This window comes from Streptomyces sp. NPDC048584, from assembly GCF_043199595.1.
In the GTDB taxonomy this organism is placed as follows: domain Bacteria; phylum Actinomycetota; class Actinomycetes; order Streptomycetales; family Streptomycetaceae; genus Streptomyces; species Streptomyces edwardsiae.
Window position 1 is genome coordinate 39159 of sequence record NZ_JBICWF010000017.1, and the last position, 14334, is coordinate 53492.

Annotated in this window: 12 protein-coding genes; 3 read left to right on the plus strand and 9 right to left on the minus strand. The window is 72.1% G+C overall.

What is annotated here, in order from left to right; genetic code table 11:
- Positions 1-56: 56 nt before the first annotated feature.
- Both ACGFR9_RS30460 and ACGFR9_RS30465 read right to left on the minus strand, forming a co-directional pair.
- Entirely contained in the window at positions 57-1733 is a 1677-nt protein-coding gene (locus tag ACGFR9_RS30460; RefSeq protein WP_393214798.1) for a hypothetical protein, read from the minus strand.
- Between the two features lie 125 nt (positions 1734-1858).
- Positions 1859-3142, minus strand: coding sequence for a geranylgeranyl reductase family protein (locus tag ACGFR9_RS30465; RefSeq protein ID WP_311642405.1), 1284 nt, complete (start codon positions 3140-3142; stop codon positions 1859-1861).
- A gap of 97 nt (positions 3143-3239) precedes the next feature.
- Between ACGFR9_RS30465 and ACGFR9_RS30470 the strand changes: the two genes are divergently transcribed.
- Complete coding sequence (locus tag ACGFR9_RS30470) at positions 3240-3746, plus strand: GNAT family N-acetyltransferase (protein WP_393214801.1); 507 nt, start codon at positions 3240-3242, stop codon at positions 3744-3746.
- A gap of 112 nt (positions 3747-3858) precedes the next feature.
- Complete coding sequence (locus ACGFR9_RS30475) at positions 3859-4200, plus strand: PASTA domain-containing protein (protein ID WP_311709904.1); 342 nt, start codon at positions 3859-3861, stop codon at positions 4198-4200.
- On the opposite strand, the gene ACGFR9_RS30480 is transcribed toward ACGFR9_RS30475, so the two are convergent.
- The 3 genes from ACGFR9_RS30480 to ACGFR9_RS30490 form a co-directional block, all read right to left on the minus strand.
- A complete protein-coding gene (locus ACGFR9_RS30480; RefSeq protein ID WP_393214804.1) occupies positions 4187-4882 on the minus strand; it encodes a demethylmenaquinone methyltransferase in 696 nt (231 codons plus the stop codon). The genes ACGFR9_RS30475 and ACGFR9_RS30480 overlap by 14 nt on opposite strands.
- 68 nt (positions 4883-4950) lie before the next feature.
- The gene (locus ACGFR9_RS30485) at positions 4951-7158 is read right to left on the minus strand and encodes a bifunctional polysaccharide deacetylase/glycosyltransferase family 2 protein (protein WP_393214807.1); all 2208 of its coding nucleotides are present in this window, start codon (positions 7156-7158) and stop codon (positions 4951-4953) included.
- Positions 7155-7502 carry a hypothetical protein gene (locus ACGFR9_RS30490; protein WP_393214810.1) on the minus strand — a complete coding sequence of 116 codons (348 nt, stop codon included), beginning with the start codon at positions 7500-7502 and terminating at the stop codon, positions 7155-7157. The genes ACGFR9_RS30485 and ACGFR9_RS30490 overlap by 4 nt, the downstream gene beginning before the upstream one ends.
- Before the next feature lie 184 nt (positions 7503-7686).
- Between ACGFR9_RS30490 and ACGFR9_RS30495 the strand changes: the two genes are divergently transcribed.
- The gene (locus ACGFR9_RS30495; protein ID WP_393214813.1) at positions 7687-8673 is read left to right on the plus strand and encodes a chitinase; all 987 of its coding nucleotides are present in this window, start codon (positions 7687-7689) and stop codon (positions 8671-8673) included.
- Between the two features lie 194 nt (positions 8674-8867).
- Here ACGFR9_RS30495 and ACGFR9_RS30500 read toward each other — a convergent pair whose 3' ends face one another.
- From ACGFR9_RS30500 to ACGFR9_RS30515, 4 genes are all read right to left on the minus strand, one after another.
- On the minus strand, positions 8868-9314 hold the full coding sequence (locus ACGFR9_RS30500; RefSeq protein ID WP_393214816.1) for a hypothetical protein: 447 nt from the start codon (positions 9312-9314) through the stop codon (positions 8868-8870).
- Between the two features lie 7 nt (positions 9315-9321).
- Positions 9322-10521, minus strand: a complete 1200-nt coding sequence (gene mqnC, locus ACGFR9_RS30505) for a cyclic dehypoxanthinyl futalosine synthase (protein WP_393214819.1) — start codon at positions 10519-10521, stop codon at positions 9322-9324.
- A 69-nt stretch (positions 10522-10590) separates the two neighbouring features.
- Positions 10591-11325, minus strand: coding sequence for a prepilin peptidase (locus tag ACGFR9_RS30510; RefSeq protein ID WP_393214822.1), 735 nt, complete (start codon positions 11323-11325; stop codon positions 10591-10593).
- Positions 11322-14243: a BTAD domain-containing putative transcriptional regulator gene (locus ACGFR9_RS30515; protein ID WP_393214825.1), complete on the minus strand. Its 2922-nt coding sequence runs from the start codon at positions 14241-14243 to the stop codon at positions 11322-11324. The genes ACGFR9_RS30510 and ACGFR9_RS30515 overlap by 4 nt, the downstream gene beginning before the upstream one ends.
- Positions 14244-14334: the final 91 nt, after the last annotated feature.

Sequence of the window (14334 nt, forward strand, 5' to 3'; positions counted from 1 at the left end):
GGAGCCCACCTTCCCGACTCCGGCCGCCCACAACGCCGCTCACGGCTTCGCACCGCTCAGGCGACGGCCCCGCCCGTCTGCCGTGCCCGGCGGCGCAGCAGCACGGTCACACCCGCGCCGAGACCCAGCGCCAGCAGCGCCGCCCCGCCGATCAGCACGGTCCCGCCGGCTCCGGTGGACGCCAGACCGCCCTGGACGCCGTCACCGGACGTGCCGCCGGTACCGGAGCCCGAGGTGCCGCCCTGCCCGGGGCCGGACGACGACGAGGGCGAAGGGGAGGCGGACGGCGTACCGCCGCCGTTCTGGCCCGTCGTGCCGTCCGGCTGTCCGTCCGGCCCGTTGAGGACGATCCAGGCCGAGTTGTTCTCGAGGTCCGACTCGGCCGGGTCGTGCGACTCCGGCAGCGCCACCTTGCCCTTGGCGTTCTCCACGACCCGGTCGACCCGCAGTTCGAACGGGTAGGTGAACTCGGCGTCCTCCAGCAGCGGGGTGCTCACGAAGCAGCGGTAGCCCTTCCCGCCGCCGTCGGGGAGGGTGATCTCCCGGCACTTCTGCGGGACCTCGGTGACGGTCGCGCCGTCGGGGGCCTGCACCGTGAAGGAGAAGGACTCGCCGCCGGAGCGCAGGGCGCTGATCCAGGCCGGCCCGTTGTTGCGGAAGCCGATCTCCGCGGTCACCGTCTCGCCGGCCCCGGCGTCCAGCGAGGCGCCGGTCAGCTCGAGGTCGTAGGTGTTCGTCGTGGGCAGGTCCAGTTCCGCGTACCGCGCGTAGTCCGCGGGGTCGGCGTCGGAGACCTGCTTCAGCTCCAGGTCCGCTCCGTTGCCCTGCCGGTAGCCCTTCGCCGCCGGCAGTCCGGCCGCCTCGTCCGGGGCCACGGCCGTGAAGGAGTAGGTGAAGATGTCGCGCAGCGCGAAGTCCGCGGTGTTCACCTTCAGCGGCTCGGCCGTCGTGTACGCCGCGCCGGCGGCGATGCTGTCCGGGAAGACGCAGACGACGTCGGTTCCCTGGTACAGCAGCGGGCCGGTGGTCACCTCGGAGTAGGCGCAGTTGCCGTAGGAGTCGGGGAAGAACACGCCGCGCGAGCCGTGGAACCGCAGCACCGCGCCCTCGGCGGGCATGTCACCGGCGTTGCGCAGGCCCAGGGGCGCCTTGTAGGTCTCGCCCGCCCGGTAGTCCTCGGGCAGCGAGAGCTTGCGGTTCACGAACTCGGGCCCGCCGACGAGGACATCGACGGTCAGCGGCGTGAACTCCAGGCCCTCGCCCGCACCGGTGACCTCGATGCTGCCGAAGTCCCCGGCCTCGCTGTCGTCGTCGATGTCGAGCCGGATGCCGCCGAGCCTGTTGTACTGCTGCCCGGCGTACAGCTCCCAGCCCGTGCAGACGGCGACGAGACCGTCGGCTTCGCAGGGGAGGTCCACCGAGGCGACGCCCTCCAGGGCGGTGGCGTCGATACGGATCGTGTACTCGCCGTTGTGGACGGCCGGGATGTCGCCGTCGCCCTCGTGCTCCTCCCCCGGGACGTCCAGCCGCAGGTCGACCTGCGGTTCCGTGGGGTCGCCGTTGCCGGACCCCAGCGACAGGTCGACCCGGTCCTCGCCGGTGATGGTCACGGGAAGGGGCTCGTCGGCCGCCCGGGCGGTGCCCGTGGCGGCACCGGCCACGACCAGACTCGCGGCGGCCACCAGTCCCAGGGTTCTCAGCGGCCCGGGCCGCCGTCGTGCCTGCTCTGTCATGGAAGGCTCTTTCGTCGTACGGGACGTGCCTCACTGGTTACGTCCCGTACGACCCCGACCACCGTCGAACAGTTGTCCGTGCCCGGATCACACAATGATCACGACCCGACGGTCCGTCAGACCCCTCACGCCTTCGGCGCCACCTTGCTCAGGCCGTTGATGATGCGGTCCATCGCGTCGCCGCCCGTCGGGTCGGTGAGGTTGGCGAGGAGCTTCAGGGTGAACCTCATCAGCATCGGGTGGGTCAGGCCGCGCTGGGCGGCGATCTGCATGACCTTGGGGTTGCCGATGAGCTTTACGAACGCCCGGCCGAGCGTGTAGTAGCCGCCGTAGGTGTCCTTCAGCACGCGCGGGTAGCGCTGGAGGGCGATCTCCCGCTGCGACGGGGTGGCGCGGGCGTGGGCCTGGACGATGACGTCGGCGGCGAGCTGCCCGGACTCCATGGCGTAGGCGATGCCCTCGCCGTTGAACGGGTTCACCAGACCGCCCGCGTCACCGACGAGCAGCAGCCCGCGCGTGTAGTGCGGCTGGCGGTTGAACGCCATGGGGAGGGCTGCGCCACGGATCGGGCCGGTCATGTTGTCCGGGGTGTAGCCCCAGTCCTCCGGCATGGACGCGCACCACGCCTTGAGGACCTCGCGCCAGTCCAGCTCCTTGAAGGAGTCGGAGGTGTTGAGCACGCCGAGGCCGACGTTGCTCGTCCCGTCGCCCATGCCGAAGATCCAGCCGTAGCCGGGCAGCAGCCGGTCCTGGGCACCTCGGCGGTCCCACAGCTCCAGCCAGGACTCCAGGTAGTCGTCGTCGTGGCGCGGTGAGGTGAAGTACGTACGGACCGCGACGCCCATCGGCCGGTCCTCGCGGCGGTGCAGGCCCATCGCCAGGGACAGCCGGGTGGAGTTGCCGTCGGCGGCCACCACCAGCGGGGCGTGGAAGGTGACTTCCCGCTTCTCCTCGCCGAGCTTCGCCTTCACGCCGGTGATACGGCCGGTGCGGTCGTCGATGATCGGCGCCCCGACGTTGCAGCGCTCGTACAGCCGGGCGCCGGCCTTCTGGGCCTGCCGGGCGAGCTGTTCGTCGAAGTCGTCGCGCTTGCGGACGAGCCCGTAGTCCGGGAAGGAGGCGAGATCCGGCCAGTCCAGCTGGAGACGGACGCCGCCGCCGATGATGCGCAGGCCCTTGTTGCGCAGCCAGCCGGCCTCCTCGGAGATGTCGATGCCCATCGCGACGAGCTGCTTGGTGGCGCGCGGGGTGAGGCCGTCGCCGCACACCTTCTCGCGCGGGAACTCGGTCTTCTCCAGCAGTAGCACGTCGAGTCCGGACCGGGCCAGATGGTAGGCGGTGGTGGAGCCGGCTGGCCCCGCGCCGACGACGATCACATCGGCGGTGTTTTCGGAGAGGGGCTCGGTCACGGCGGGATCTCCCCAAGTTCGAAATCTGCGTGCCGACCGGCACTGGACACGGGCAGTCTATTCAGCACGATTGATCACCCGGCTGAAGGGCTGCCCCGTGAACCGAGCTCTCCCCGCTGTACGGCTGCGCGTACCCACCCATGAGGACGCCATCGCCTGGCACCGGATCTTCGCCGACCCGGACGTCATGGAGTTCCACGGCGGCGCCCCGGCGGAGCTGTCGGTGTACGAGGAGCTCACCGCCCGCCAGCGCCGGCACGACGCCGAGCACGGCTTCTGCCTGTGGAGCGTGCTCGACGGGTCGGGGCAGGTCATCGGCTTCACCGGCGCCCAGCCGTGGGAGCGCGAGTGGGGTCCCACGGGCGAGATCGAGATCGGCTGGCGGCTCGCCCGCGAGCACTGGGGCAAGGGGTACGTCACCTCGGCGGCCCGGCAGACCCTGGAGCGGGTGACGGCGTCCGGCCTGAAGGGCGTGGTGGCGATGGTGGACTCCCGCAACGCCCGTTCCATAGCGGTGACCCGGCGGCTCGGCATGCGCCTCGCCGAGACGTTCACGCTCCCGCCCGACCCGCGGACGGCGCACTGCTACCGCCTCGACCTGTGATCCCGAATCGTCACTCTGCGTAGTCAATTGTCACGGAAAGCCATCTGAAGCTTCCGGCGGGCCCGCTCCCGGTCTACTCTGCCGGTATCGCTTGGGGGTGACGTCCGTGCGTATGACACCCAGGATCCCGACGCCCGACGTGCGCGTACCGCGCCTGGTCGGACTGATGGCCGTGGACGCGCGCGAGTCGGCCCGGGCACGGGGCCTGTCGGTGAACGCCCCGGACCGGGCGGACTTCCAGTTCGTCGTCGTCGACTACGTCGTACGGCAGTATCCGCAGCCCGGCACCGAGGTGCCGCGGGACTCCGTGGTCCACGTGTGGTTCGACTTCGGGGAGGGCGAGGGCGGCGGCGGGGTGCGCGAGCCGCGCGGGCCGAAGCCGCCCCCGGGCGGGTTCCCGAGGGAGCTGGAGGAGCCCGCCCTGCCGCACCCGGTGGTGCTCAGCTCTCCTTGAAGCCCCGGTGCAGCGCCACCACACCGCCCGTGAGGTTCCGCCACGCCACCTTCGACCAGCCCGCGCCCTGCAGGCGTCCGGCCAGCGCGGGCTGGTCGGGCCAGTCGCGGATGGACTCGGCGAGATAGACGTACGCGTCCGGGTTGGACGACACCGACCGGGCGACCGGCGGCAGCGCGCGCATCAGATACTCGGTGTAGACGGTGCGGAACGGCGCCCACGTCGGATGCGAGAACTCGCAGATGACGATCCGCCCGCCGGGCCGGGTCACCCGGTGCATCTCGCGCAGCGCCGCGTCCGTGTCCTGCACGTTGCGCAGCCCGAAGGAGATGGTGACGGCGTCGAACACGTCGTCCTTGAACGGCAGCCGGGTCGCGTCGCCGGCCGTGTACGGCAGCCAGGTGTTGCTCCGCTTGCCGACCCGCAGCATGCCCTGGGAGAAGTCGCAGGGCACGACGTAGGCGCCGGCGCGGGCGAACGGCATCGACGACGTGCCCGTACCGGCGGCCAGGTCCAGGATCTTCTGCGCGGGCCGCGCGTCGACGGCCTTGGCGACCTCCTTGCGCCATCGCCGGTCCTGGCCGAGGGACAGCACGTCGTTCGTCAGGTCGTATCGTTCCGCGACGTCGTCGAACATCGAGGCGACTTCGTGCGGCTGCTTGTCCAGAGATGCGCGGGTCACGAGCCCATTCTTACAGCCCTCCCCGCGGGCGGAGGCGTCGGCGTACGCCCCTCTCGCGGTCCGCCGCGTCAGCCACCGTTCCCCGACGGCATCCCGACCTCACCCGTCCGCTTCAGCTTCTGCCAGCGCAGCCGGCCACCGGTCAGTGCGGTGACACAGGAGTGGATGAGGACGAGGTACATCATCTGCCGGTACGCGAGCTGCTGCAGCGGCATCATCAGCAGATACCGGTACTTCTCCCGGTCGAGCCGGAACGCGTAGGCCGCACACCCCAGTTGCACACCGAGGACGGCGAGCCAGGCCAGCAGGGCGGCCCGGAGGTCGACGAACAGCATCGAGTACAGGGTGAACACGTCGATGAGCGGAGCGAACACCGGTGTGACGATCTGGAACAGCACCACCAGCGGCATGCCGACCCGCCCGAACCGCCCCGAGGGCCCCCTGTCCGTCAGGGACTTGCGGTGCTTCCACAGCGCCTGCATGGTGCCGTACGACCAGCGGTAGCGCTGCGACCACAGCTGGCTCGGCGAGCGGGGCGCCTCGGTCCACGCGCGCGCGTGCTCCTCGTAGACGACCCGCCATCCCGCACGGTGCAGCGCGATGGTGATGTCGGTGTCCTCGGCGAGCGTGTCCTCGCTCATCCCGCCCGCCTGGAGGACCGCCTCGCGGCGGAACGCGCCGATCGCGCCGGGGATGGTCGGCATGCAGCGCAGCAGGTCGTACATGCGCCGGTCGAGGTTGAAGCCCATCACGTACTCGATGTGCTGCCAGGCGCCGATGAGCGTGGAGCGGTTGCCGACCTTGGCGTTGCCCGCGACGGCGCCCACCGACGGGTCGGCGAAGGGCTGCACCAGCCGGCCCACGGTGTCCGGTTCGAAGACGGTGTCGCCGTCCATCATCACGACGATGTCGTGCCGGGCACTGCGGATGCCGTGGTTCAGGGCGGCCGGTTTGCCGGCGTTGGCCTGCCGGATCACCCGCACGTCCGGCAGGGCGAGCGCCTCGGCGAGTTCCGCCGTGCCGTCCGTGGAGCCGTCGTCGACCACGAGGATCTCGATCGGATGGGTGCTCGCGGCCAGCGAGCGCAGGGTGCTCTCGATGCACTCCTTCTCGTTGTACGCCGGGACGATCACGCTGACCGGCCGGGTGACCGGCGGTCCCCAGCCGAAGCGGCGTCCGTTGCGCCGCCGGTGATGGCGCCGCGCCAGGACGAGCATCAGCCCGAACCGGCCCAGGACGGCCACGCCCACGACCACCAGCCCCGTCGAGAGCGCGGGCACCGTCCACTCGGCGACGGTGACGGCCGCGACGAGTGCCCTGCCCTCGTAGAGGGTGGTGCCGGTGGCGGGGCGGTGGGAGGCCTGGAGCGGGTCGCCGGCGGCACGGGGTACGCCGGCGTCGCCGGCCATGGCGCCGCTGACAGTGGTGAAGGTGTAGCCCTTCGCCTTCATCTTCTCGATGTACCGCGGCAGCGCCTCGATGGTCTGGGTGCGGTCGCCGCCGGAGTCGTGGAAGAGCACGGAGGCGCCGTCGCCGTCCTTGGGGGTGGCCCCCTCGACGATCTTCGAGACGCCCGGTTCCTTCCAGTCCTCGCTGTCGGTGTCGATGAAGACGCTGGTGTACCCGTCCTCGCCGAGCCGCTGGTAGACCTCCCAGCTGTAGTCGTCGACGGCGTCCGTCTTCGAGGAGTACGGCGCCCGGAACAGTGTGGTGGTGATCCCGGCCGCGCCCGCGAGCGCCAGCTGGGTCTGCTCCATCTCGCGGGTGACGCGGGAGGCGCTCTGGTACGACAGGTCGACGTGGGTGAAGGTGTGGACGCCGACCTCGTTGCCCTGGTCCACCAGGTCCCTCACGATGCCGGGGTGGCGCGCCACCATCGAGCCGACCACGAAGAACGTGCCGGGTACGTCGTACTCCTGAAGGATCTCCAGCACCCGGGGCGTCCAGGTGGGGTCCGGTCCGTCGTCGAAGGTGAGCGCGATCGTCCTGTCGGGGACGGAGACGGTCGTGGCCTGTCCGCCGGGGAAGGTGAGGATCGGGCCGCCGTCGAGGATGTCGTCGGGTACGCCGGAGGACGAGGCCCCGGTGCGGACCCGCTGGTCGTCGCCGACCTCGGCGCGCAGATAGCCGTCGAGGAGCAGTACGCAGGTCAGGGCGAGCAGGAGCAGCAGGGCGAGGAGCACGCGGGGCCGGTGCAGTGCGGCGGCCCGGCCCGCTGCCCGCTCGATGCGGGTGGGGGCGCGGCGGCGGCCGCGGGCGGGCGGGGCGGCGGTCATGAGGCGGCGGGGGCGGGGGCCCCGGCGGTGGCGGTCGGCGGTGCCGGGGGCGTGCCGGTCGGGGGTGTGCCGTCGCGTGGTCCCGCGCCGCCGGGGCCCGCGCCGTCTGGGAACGGCAGCAGCGAGACCGGGGTGACCGAGGTGCCGAGGCCCAGGAAGGCCAGCCCCAGCACGACCGCGTATCCGGCGCAGACGGTTCCCAGCAGGAGGCCGATCCGGCGCAGCAGCCTGGCCCGGCGGCCTGAGGAGTCGACGAAGACGGGCCCCTCGCCGGGTCCGTTACGGCGTTTGCGGCGACGGCCGCGCCCGGTGGCACGGCTTTCGATGGCGGGATCGGATTGCATGCCCGGACGGTAGAGGCCGTAATCTGCGGAAAACCTGGCATTTCCTGTGGGTCTTCCGTGAGAGAGCCGCCAACCTCGGCCTCCGCTGAGAATCTTCCGGAAACCGGGCGTACATCCGCAGACGGCACACAGGCGTGTGTGTCACGTTGGGCGTCCGCCGAGAAGATCGTATGAACGGAGCGCGATGCGCGGTTCCCGGAGGTCCGTCACCGGGCTCGTCCTGTCCTGGCTGGTCCTGCTCGCGGGCTGCTCCGGCGGGGACGGTGGAACGGACGCGGCTCCGTCGCCCGTACCGGGCACCGTGTACGCGCCGTACGTCAGTGCCGACACGGCCTCCGACACGGACTCGGCGGGGTCGCCGGCGGCGTACAACCTGGCGTTCGTCATCTCCGCCGACGGCGACTGCGTCCCCTCCTGGGACGGCGTCCATGACATCGGCACCGAGACCGTGGCCTCCCGTATCGCGGGGCTGAGGAAGTCCGGCGCGGACGTGCGGGTCTCCTTCGGCGGCGCCTCCGGTGAGGAACTCGGGGCCGTCTGCGACAGCGCGGAGGCGCTGGCGGAGGCGTACGGGACCGCGCTGGACGCGGCGGGTACGGACCTCGCGGACTTCGACATCGAGGGTGACGAACTCTCCGACTCCGCGTCCGTGGACCGGCGTTCGGAGGCGATCGCGCTGCTGCGGGAGGAACGCGGCGAGCTGGAGGTGTCGTTCACGCTGCCGGTGATGCCGTCGGGGCTCGACGAACACGGGCTGGCGCTGCTGGAGTCGGCCGGCGATCACGGGGTCGACGTCACCACCGTCAACATCATGACGATGAACTACGGCGAGTCGTACGACGGTGACATGGGCGAGTACGCGCTCGCCTCGGCGCGGGCCGCGCACGGCCAGCTCCGGGAGGTCTTCGGGCTGTCCTCGACGGAGGCGTGGCGGGGCCTGGCGATCACGTCGATGCTCGGCGTCAACGACGTCGAGGGGGAGACGTTCACGCTTGCCGACGCGGCAGAGGTGCGGGGGTTCGCGGAGGAGAAGGGGGTCGCGTGGGTGTCCATGTGGTCGGCGTTCCGGGACAAGGAGTGCGGCGAAGGCGCGTCCGAGGACAACCCGTTGACCAATTGCAGCGGGGTGTCCCAGGGGGACGGGGCGTTCGGGGAGGCGTTCTCGGGGTGAACCCGGCCCATCCGTGCAGCCGTTGCGTTTCGGGTGCGGGCCCGTCGTGGCTTGTCGCGCCGTTCCCCGCGCCCCTGTCCGCCAAGAGCTCGGGCGCTGGCGTTCTTCGCGGTGTGCGGACCGCATGTGGTTGATCGCGCCCGCGCGGCGGAGCCGCAGATCGATACAGCCCCGCGCCCTTTTGGGGGCGCGTTTCAGCGGCGGCGATGGACGAGGCGCCCTGCGCATACGGTTGCCACACACGCGCCTGTTTCGTCGAGGACCGCCAGATCCGCGCGGCCGGCGACGGTGATCTTCGGCGTTCGTGAACGGTCCAGGACCGCCACATCGTTGCGGCCGGCCGCCGCGCGGAGTTCCGGCGTGCCGGCGTGCTCCGCCAGTACCGCCACCGCGCCCAGTTTCAGCACCGCGTGCACCCGTTCGCGCGGGCTCGGTGCCTCCGGGAGCGGGCCCGCGTGTACGCGTCCGGGACCGAGTGTGCCCGGCCAGTGGCGGACGCGGGCCGTCGGGAACCGCTCGGTCAGTTCGGCGAGCGGGGCCACGGCGGCGATGCGCGTGCCGTCCACGGCGACGGCACCGTCCTTCAGCGGTTCGGCGTCCCAGGTGACACGCACCGTGTCCGCCGCGTGAATCGTCAGCACGGGTACGTCAGTTGGGCGCGAGGAGCTTGAGTTCCGGGTGGGCCGTGCCGCCCTCGATGGCCGTGGAGGAGATGTGGGAGACCACGCGGTCGTCGACCGGGTCGTTCGCCGGGTCGTCGTGGACGACGAGGTGCTCGTACGTCGTCGCCCGCTGGGCCGGGACCCGCCCCGCCTTGCGGATCAGGTCGATGATCTCCATCCGGTTGGAGCGGTGCCTGGCGCCGGCGGAGGAGACGACGTTCTCCTCCAGCATGATGGAGCCGAGGTCGTCCGCGCCGTAGTGCAGGGAGAGCTGGCCGACCTCCTTGCCGGTGGTGAGCCAGGAGCCCTGGATGTGGGCGATGTTGTCCATGAACAGCCGGGCGATGGCGATCATCCGCAGGTACTCGAAGAGCGTGGCCTGCGTGCGGCCCTTCAGGTGGTTGTTCTCGGGCTGGTACGTGTACGGGATGAACGCGCGGAAGCCGCCCGTACGGTCCTGCACGTCACGGATCATCCGCAGGTGCTCGATGCGCTCGGCGTTGGTCTCGCCGGTGCCCATCAGCATGGTGGACGTCGACTCGACACCCAGTCCGTGCGCGATCTCCATGATCTCCAGCCAGCGCTCGCCGGACTCCTTGAGCGGGGCGATGGCCTTGCGCGGCCGGGCGGGCAGCAGTTCGGCGCCCGCGCCGGCGAAGGAGTCGAGCCCGGCCTCGTGGATCCGGGTGATCGCCTCGTCGACGCTCACGCCCGAGATCCGCGCCATGTGCTCGACCTCGCTCGCCCCCAGGCTGTGGATGACGAGCTGCGGGAACTCCTTCTTGATGGCGGCGAAGTGCTTCTCGTAGTACTCGACGCCGTAGTCCGGGTGGTGACCGCCCTGGAACATGATCTGCGTACCGCCGAGCTCGACGGTCTCCGCGCAGCGCCGCAGGATGTCGTCGAGGTCGCGGGTCCAGCCCTTCGCGGTGTCCTTGGGGGCCGCGTAGAAGGCGCAGAACTTGCACGCCGTGACGCACACGTTCGTGTAGTTGATGTTCCGCTCGATGATGTACGTCGCGATGTGCTCCGTACCGGCGTAGCGGCGCCTGCGTACGGCGTCGGCGGCGGCACCCAGCGCGTGCAGCGGGGCGTCGCGGTAGAGGACGAGGGCCTCTTCGGGGGTGATCCGCCCACCGGCGGCGGCACGGTCGAGGACGGTCTGAAGGTCGGCCTTCTCGGTCACCGGCGTCCCTTTCGGAAGCGTTGTGGACGGACCGATCCAGCGTACGTCAGGCGGATCAGAGGGTTCACGTCAGGCCGCGTACGCGCCGATCAGCAGCCCGGCGAACGCCCCGCTGATCAGGAAGGGCCCGAACGGGATGGCGGACTTGCGTCCCGCCTTCCGGGCGACGACGAGGGCACCGCCGTACAGCGCGCCGAACACGAATCCGGCGAGGGTGCCGAGCATCACGGTGGGCCAGCCGTACCAGCCGAGGACGGCACCGGCGCCGAGCGCGAGTTTGACGTCGCCGAAGCCCATGCCGCCCGGGTTGACGAGGAAGAGGACGAAGTAGCCGGCGCCGAGGGCGAGCGCGCCGAGGAGGGCGGTGGTCCACTCCCCCGCGTGCTCGGGGGCGAGGGCGGTGAGGCCGAGGAGGGCGAGGGCGGCCGCGGCGAAGGGCAGGGTGAGCGGGTCGGGCAGCCGCTGCACCCGGAAGTCGACGACCGCCAGCAGCACGCCCGCGGGGGCGAGCAGCAGCCAGACGAACAGTTCGGGCCGGGTGCCGGTGGCGGCGGCGAGGGCGGCGCAGACGAGGGCCGTGACGACGACGGACGCGGTCCCGGGGCCGTACGACGGTCCGGCACAGGACCCGCAGCAGGCCCGTCCCAGCCAGCCGGCGACCGGGTGCCCCGCCGGGCAGGCCGTCCGCCACTCCTCGCCCGCCGGGACGGAGAACCGGTAGGCCGCGCGGGGCAGCACCCGGCCGGCCGCCGCGCCCCACAGCGCGGCGACGGCGATCAGCAGGGCGTCCGCATACCCGCTCATCCGGCCGCCGCGACCGCGTCGCGCCAGGTGGGCAGGAGTTCGTCGAGCAGTGCCTCGGTGCGGGGCGGCAGTCCGCGGGCGCCGGCGCGGCCGACGAGGTCGGCGGCCAGGGCGGTGAGCCGCCCGTGGTCGTCGAGGGAGTGGGTGGCGCGCAGCAGCTCGTTCCACAGCCGCTCGTCGGCCGGGGCGGTGCGCAGCGCGGCGTTCAGCGCCTCGATGGCCTTCTCCGCGCGGTTCTTCTCCATGTGGAACTCGGAGAGCGCGAGTCCGGTGTCGGCGACGAGCAGCGGGAGCTGGGCGTCGACGATCTCGTGGGTGAGCCAGCGGTAGCGGCCCTCGGCCCGGTCGGCGAGGAGCGGACCGCGCACCAGTACCAGCGCGTCGGTGAGCAGCCGTCCGCGGACGGCCCGGCTGTCGACGCCCCTGCCCTGGGTGGCCTCGTGGTACAGCGACCGCAGCACGTCGAGGTCGGAGACGACGGACTTGGCGAGGGTGAGCCGTCCGGTGGTGTCCGTGCCCAGGCGGGGGGTGCCGTCGGGGTCGGTGCCGAGCCAGGCGCGCAGCCGCTCGACGAGCGCCTCGCGTACGTCGTCGGTGACCCCGCGCGGCCACAGCGCGGACGACAGCACGCGCGGGTGCACGCCCTCGCGGTGCAGGAGCAGCAGTGCGAGCGCCTCGTGGAGCAGGGCGCTGCGTTCGCCGTCCGGGGTGTCGAGGCCGATGATCTCGTACGGTCCGACCAGCCGCGCGTAGACGGCGGGCCGCCCCTGCTCGCTGATGTCGACGAGGAACGGCGGGGTGTCGCCGGGCCCGTCGGGGCCGCGCTCGGGGTCGGCGCCGGCGAACAGCTCGACGACCGCGCGCTGTTGGGCGACGGGCAGCGTCTGGGCGTCGAGTTCGAGTCCGAGGAGGGGCGCGAGCAGCTTGCCCTCACCGGTGATCTCCATCTCCCAGGCGGCTCCCGGCAGATCACCGCCGCCGCTGCCGACGAGGTAGCCGATGCCGAGGCGGCCGGCGTCGGCGGCGAGTTCGGCGAGCGTGACGGCGTCCTCGGCGGACGGTTCGGCGGCGAGCAGGACGAGGTGCGGGGCCCAACGGGTGTGCTGGGCGGGCCCGGTGCGTCCGGTGAGCACGGAGTCGTGCCCGGCCGCACCGAGTGCGCCGCGCCGCTGCCGGGTCTCGGCCTCCATGGTCTCGATCAGCGCCTCGACGCCGTCGAGGTGGCGGAGGCGGTGGGGCGCGAGCGGGGTGAGGTCCTCGCCGAAGCCGACGAGGGTGATGGTCATCCGGTCCGACCAGCCGTTGGTGGCCAACTCGGCGGCGACGGAGGCGAACACGGCGGCCCGGTCGGCCTCGGCGCCGCTGAGTGAGACGAGGCCGGGCACGGCCTCCAGGTTGAGCAGCAGACGGGAGTCGTCCATGGTGCCGAGGCTGACGAGGCCGGGGAAGGGAGCGGCGGTGTCGACGTCCTCGTACCGTACGGCGTCGTCCCCGGCCAGCGTCCAGACGGTCTGGTCCTCCCCGAGGCGCCACGGGGCGGGCGGCTTCCCGGACGGCTGGGCGAGCTGGAGGTGCAGGTCGCCGTCGGTCAGCCAGGCCGCGTAGACGGTGGGCAGCGGACGTCCCTCGTCGGCGAGGGACGCGGCGAGCCCGCGCAGCGACCGGTCCAGCAGCCGTACGCCCTCGGGGTCGGCGCCGACGAGCAGCGCGTCGTGGACGTCCAGGGCGTCACCGGTCGGTGTGGGCGGCTCCATCCCGCGCCCGCCGATCCCGGCGACCGCCGACTGCCACAGCGCCTGGCGGCGCCGGTGCCCGAGGGCGCCGAGGAGGCCGGCGGCGAGGAGGGGCGCGGCGAGGAGGGCTTCGGGGAGCCCGAAGGAGGACGTGTCCCGGGCAGGGGTGGCATGCTGCCCGGCGTTGTCCTTCGCGGGCGCGGGGGCGGGGGCGGGCCGCTGCTCGGGAACGGAGACCTGAGCGGTGTCACCGCCGCCCCCGCCCCTCTCCGCATGCTCCCCGGTCCTGTCGTAGTCACGGATCTGCTCGCGCACCTCGGCCGAGACCTCGGGCGCGTCGTCCGGCATCTCGACGAGGTCGCCGCCGCGGGCGTCGCCGGGCATCTCCATGATCCAGCCGGGCCGGATCAGACTGGCCTCGGACAGCCTGGAACCGTCGGGCTGGGCACGGTCCTTGTTGAGGTCGAAGATCTCCTTGTACCGGCGTCCGTCCCCGAGGTGCCGCTCGGCGATCTCCCAGAGGGAGTCGTGGTGCCGCCCCTCGGGGGGCTGGATCCGGTAGAACTTCGTGTCGCCGTGCTGCTCGCCCGCGGACGCGTCGGCGTGCGACGCCTGTTCGGCGAGGGCGGCGGCGGTACTGGCCGCCTGCTCCTGCTGCTGGGCGAAGAGCCCCGGCGTCTGCTGGGCGGACGCCGCGACCGCGGGCTGCTGGTTCCCCTCCAGGCCCTGCCCGAGCTGGCTCAGTCCCGGAGTGAAACTGGCCGCGGCCGCGCCGACGAGCAGTACGGCGGCGACGAGCTGCCGCGCGAGCAGCTGACTGGGACCGGCCCCGGGCACCCGCCCCGGCACCCCGACCCCCGACAGCGCGGCCTTCATCTCGACGAGCACACACGCGGTGAACTGCGCCCAGGCCAGCCAGACGACGAAGGTCAGGATGGCGAGGAACGTATCGACGGAGATGTCCTGCTTGAGCCACTCCATCGGTTCGAACGTGTCCGGCAACGGCCACCCGGCCTGCGTCGCCAGCGCGAGCGGTACCCCGGCCAGCAGCACCACCAGCGCCACGAAGGCGAGGAACGCCTTGACGAAGTCCCCGAACGACCGCCGCCGCACCTGGACCGGCTGCGGGGTGCGGTTCCTCGGAGCCGTCGAACTGGACGAGCTGGAACTGCGGCGTCGCGGCATGTCGGGTGTCCTGAATTCATGTGGAAGGAGGGTCTGCTGAGCCTACGGCGATCCTATTGACTCGAATGGCCCCCGTCGAAGGCCCGGGTGG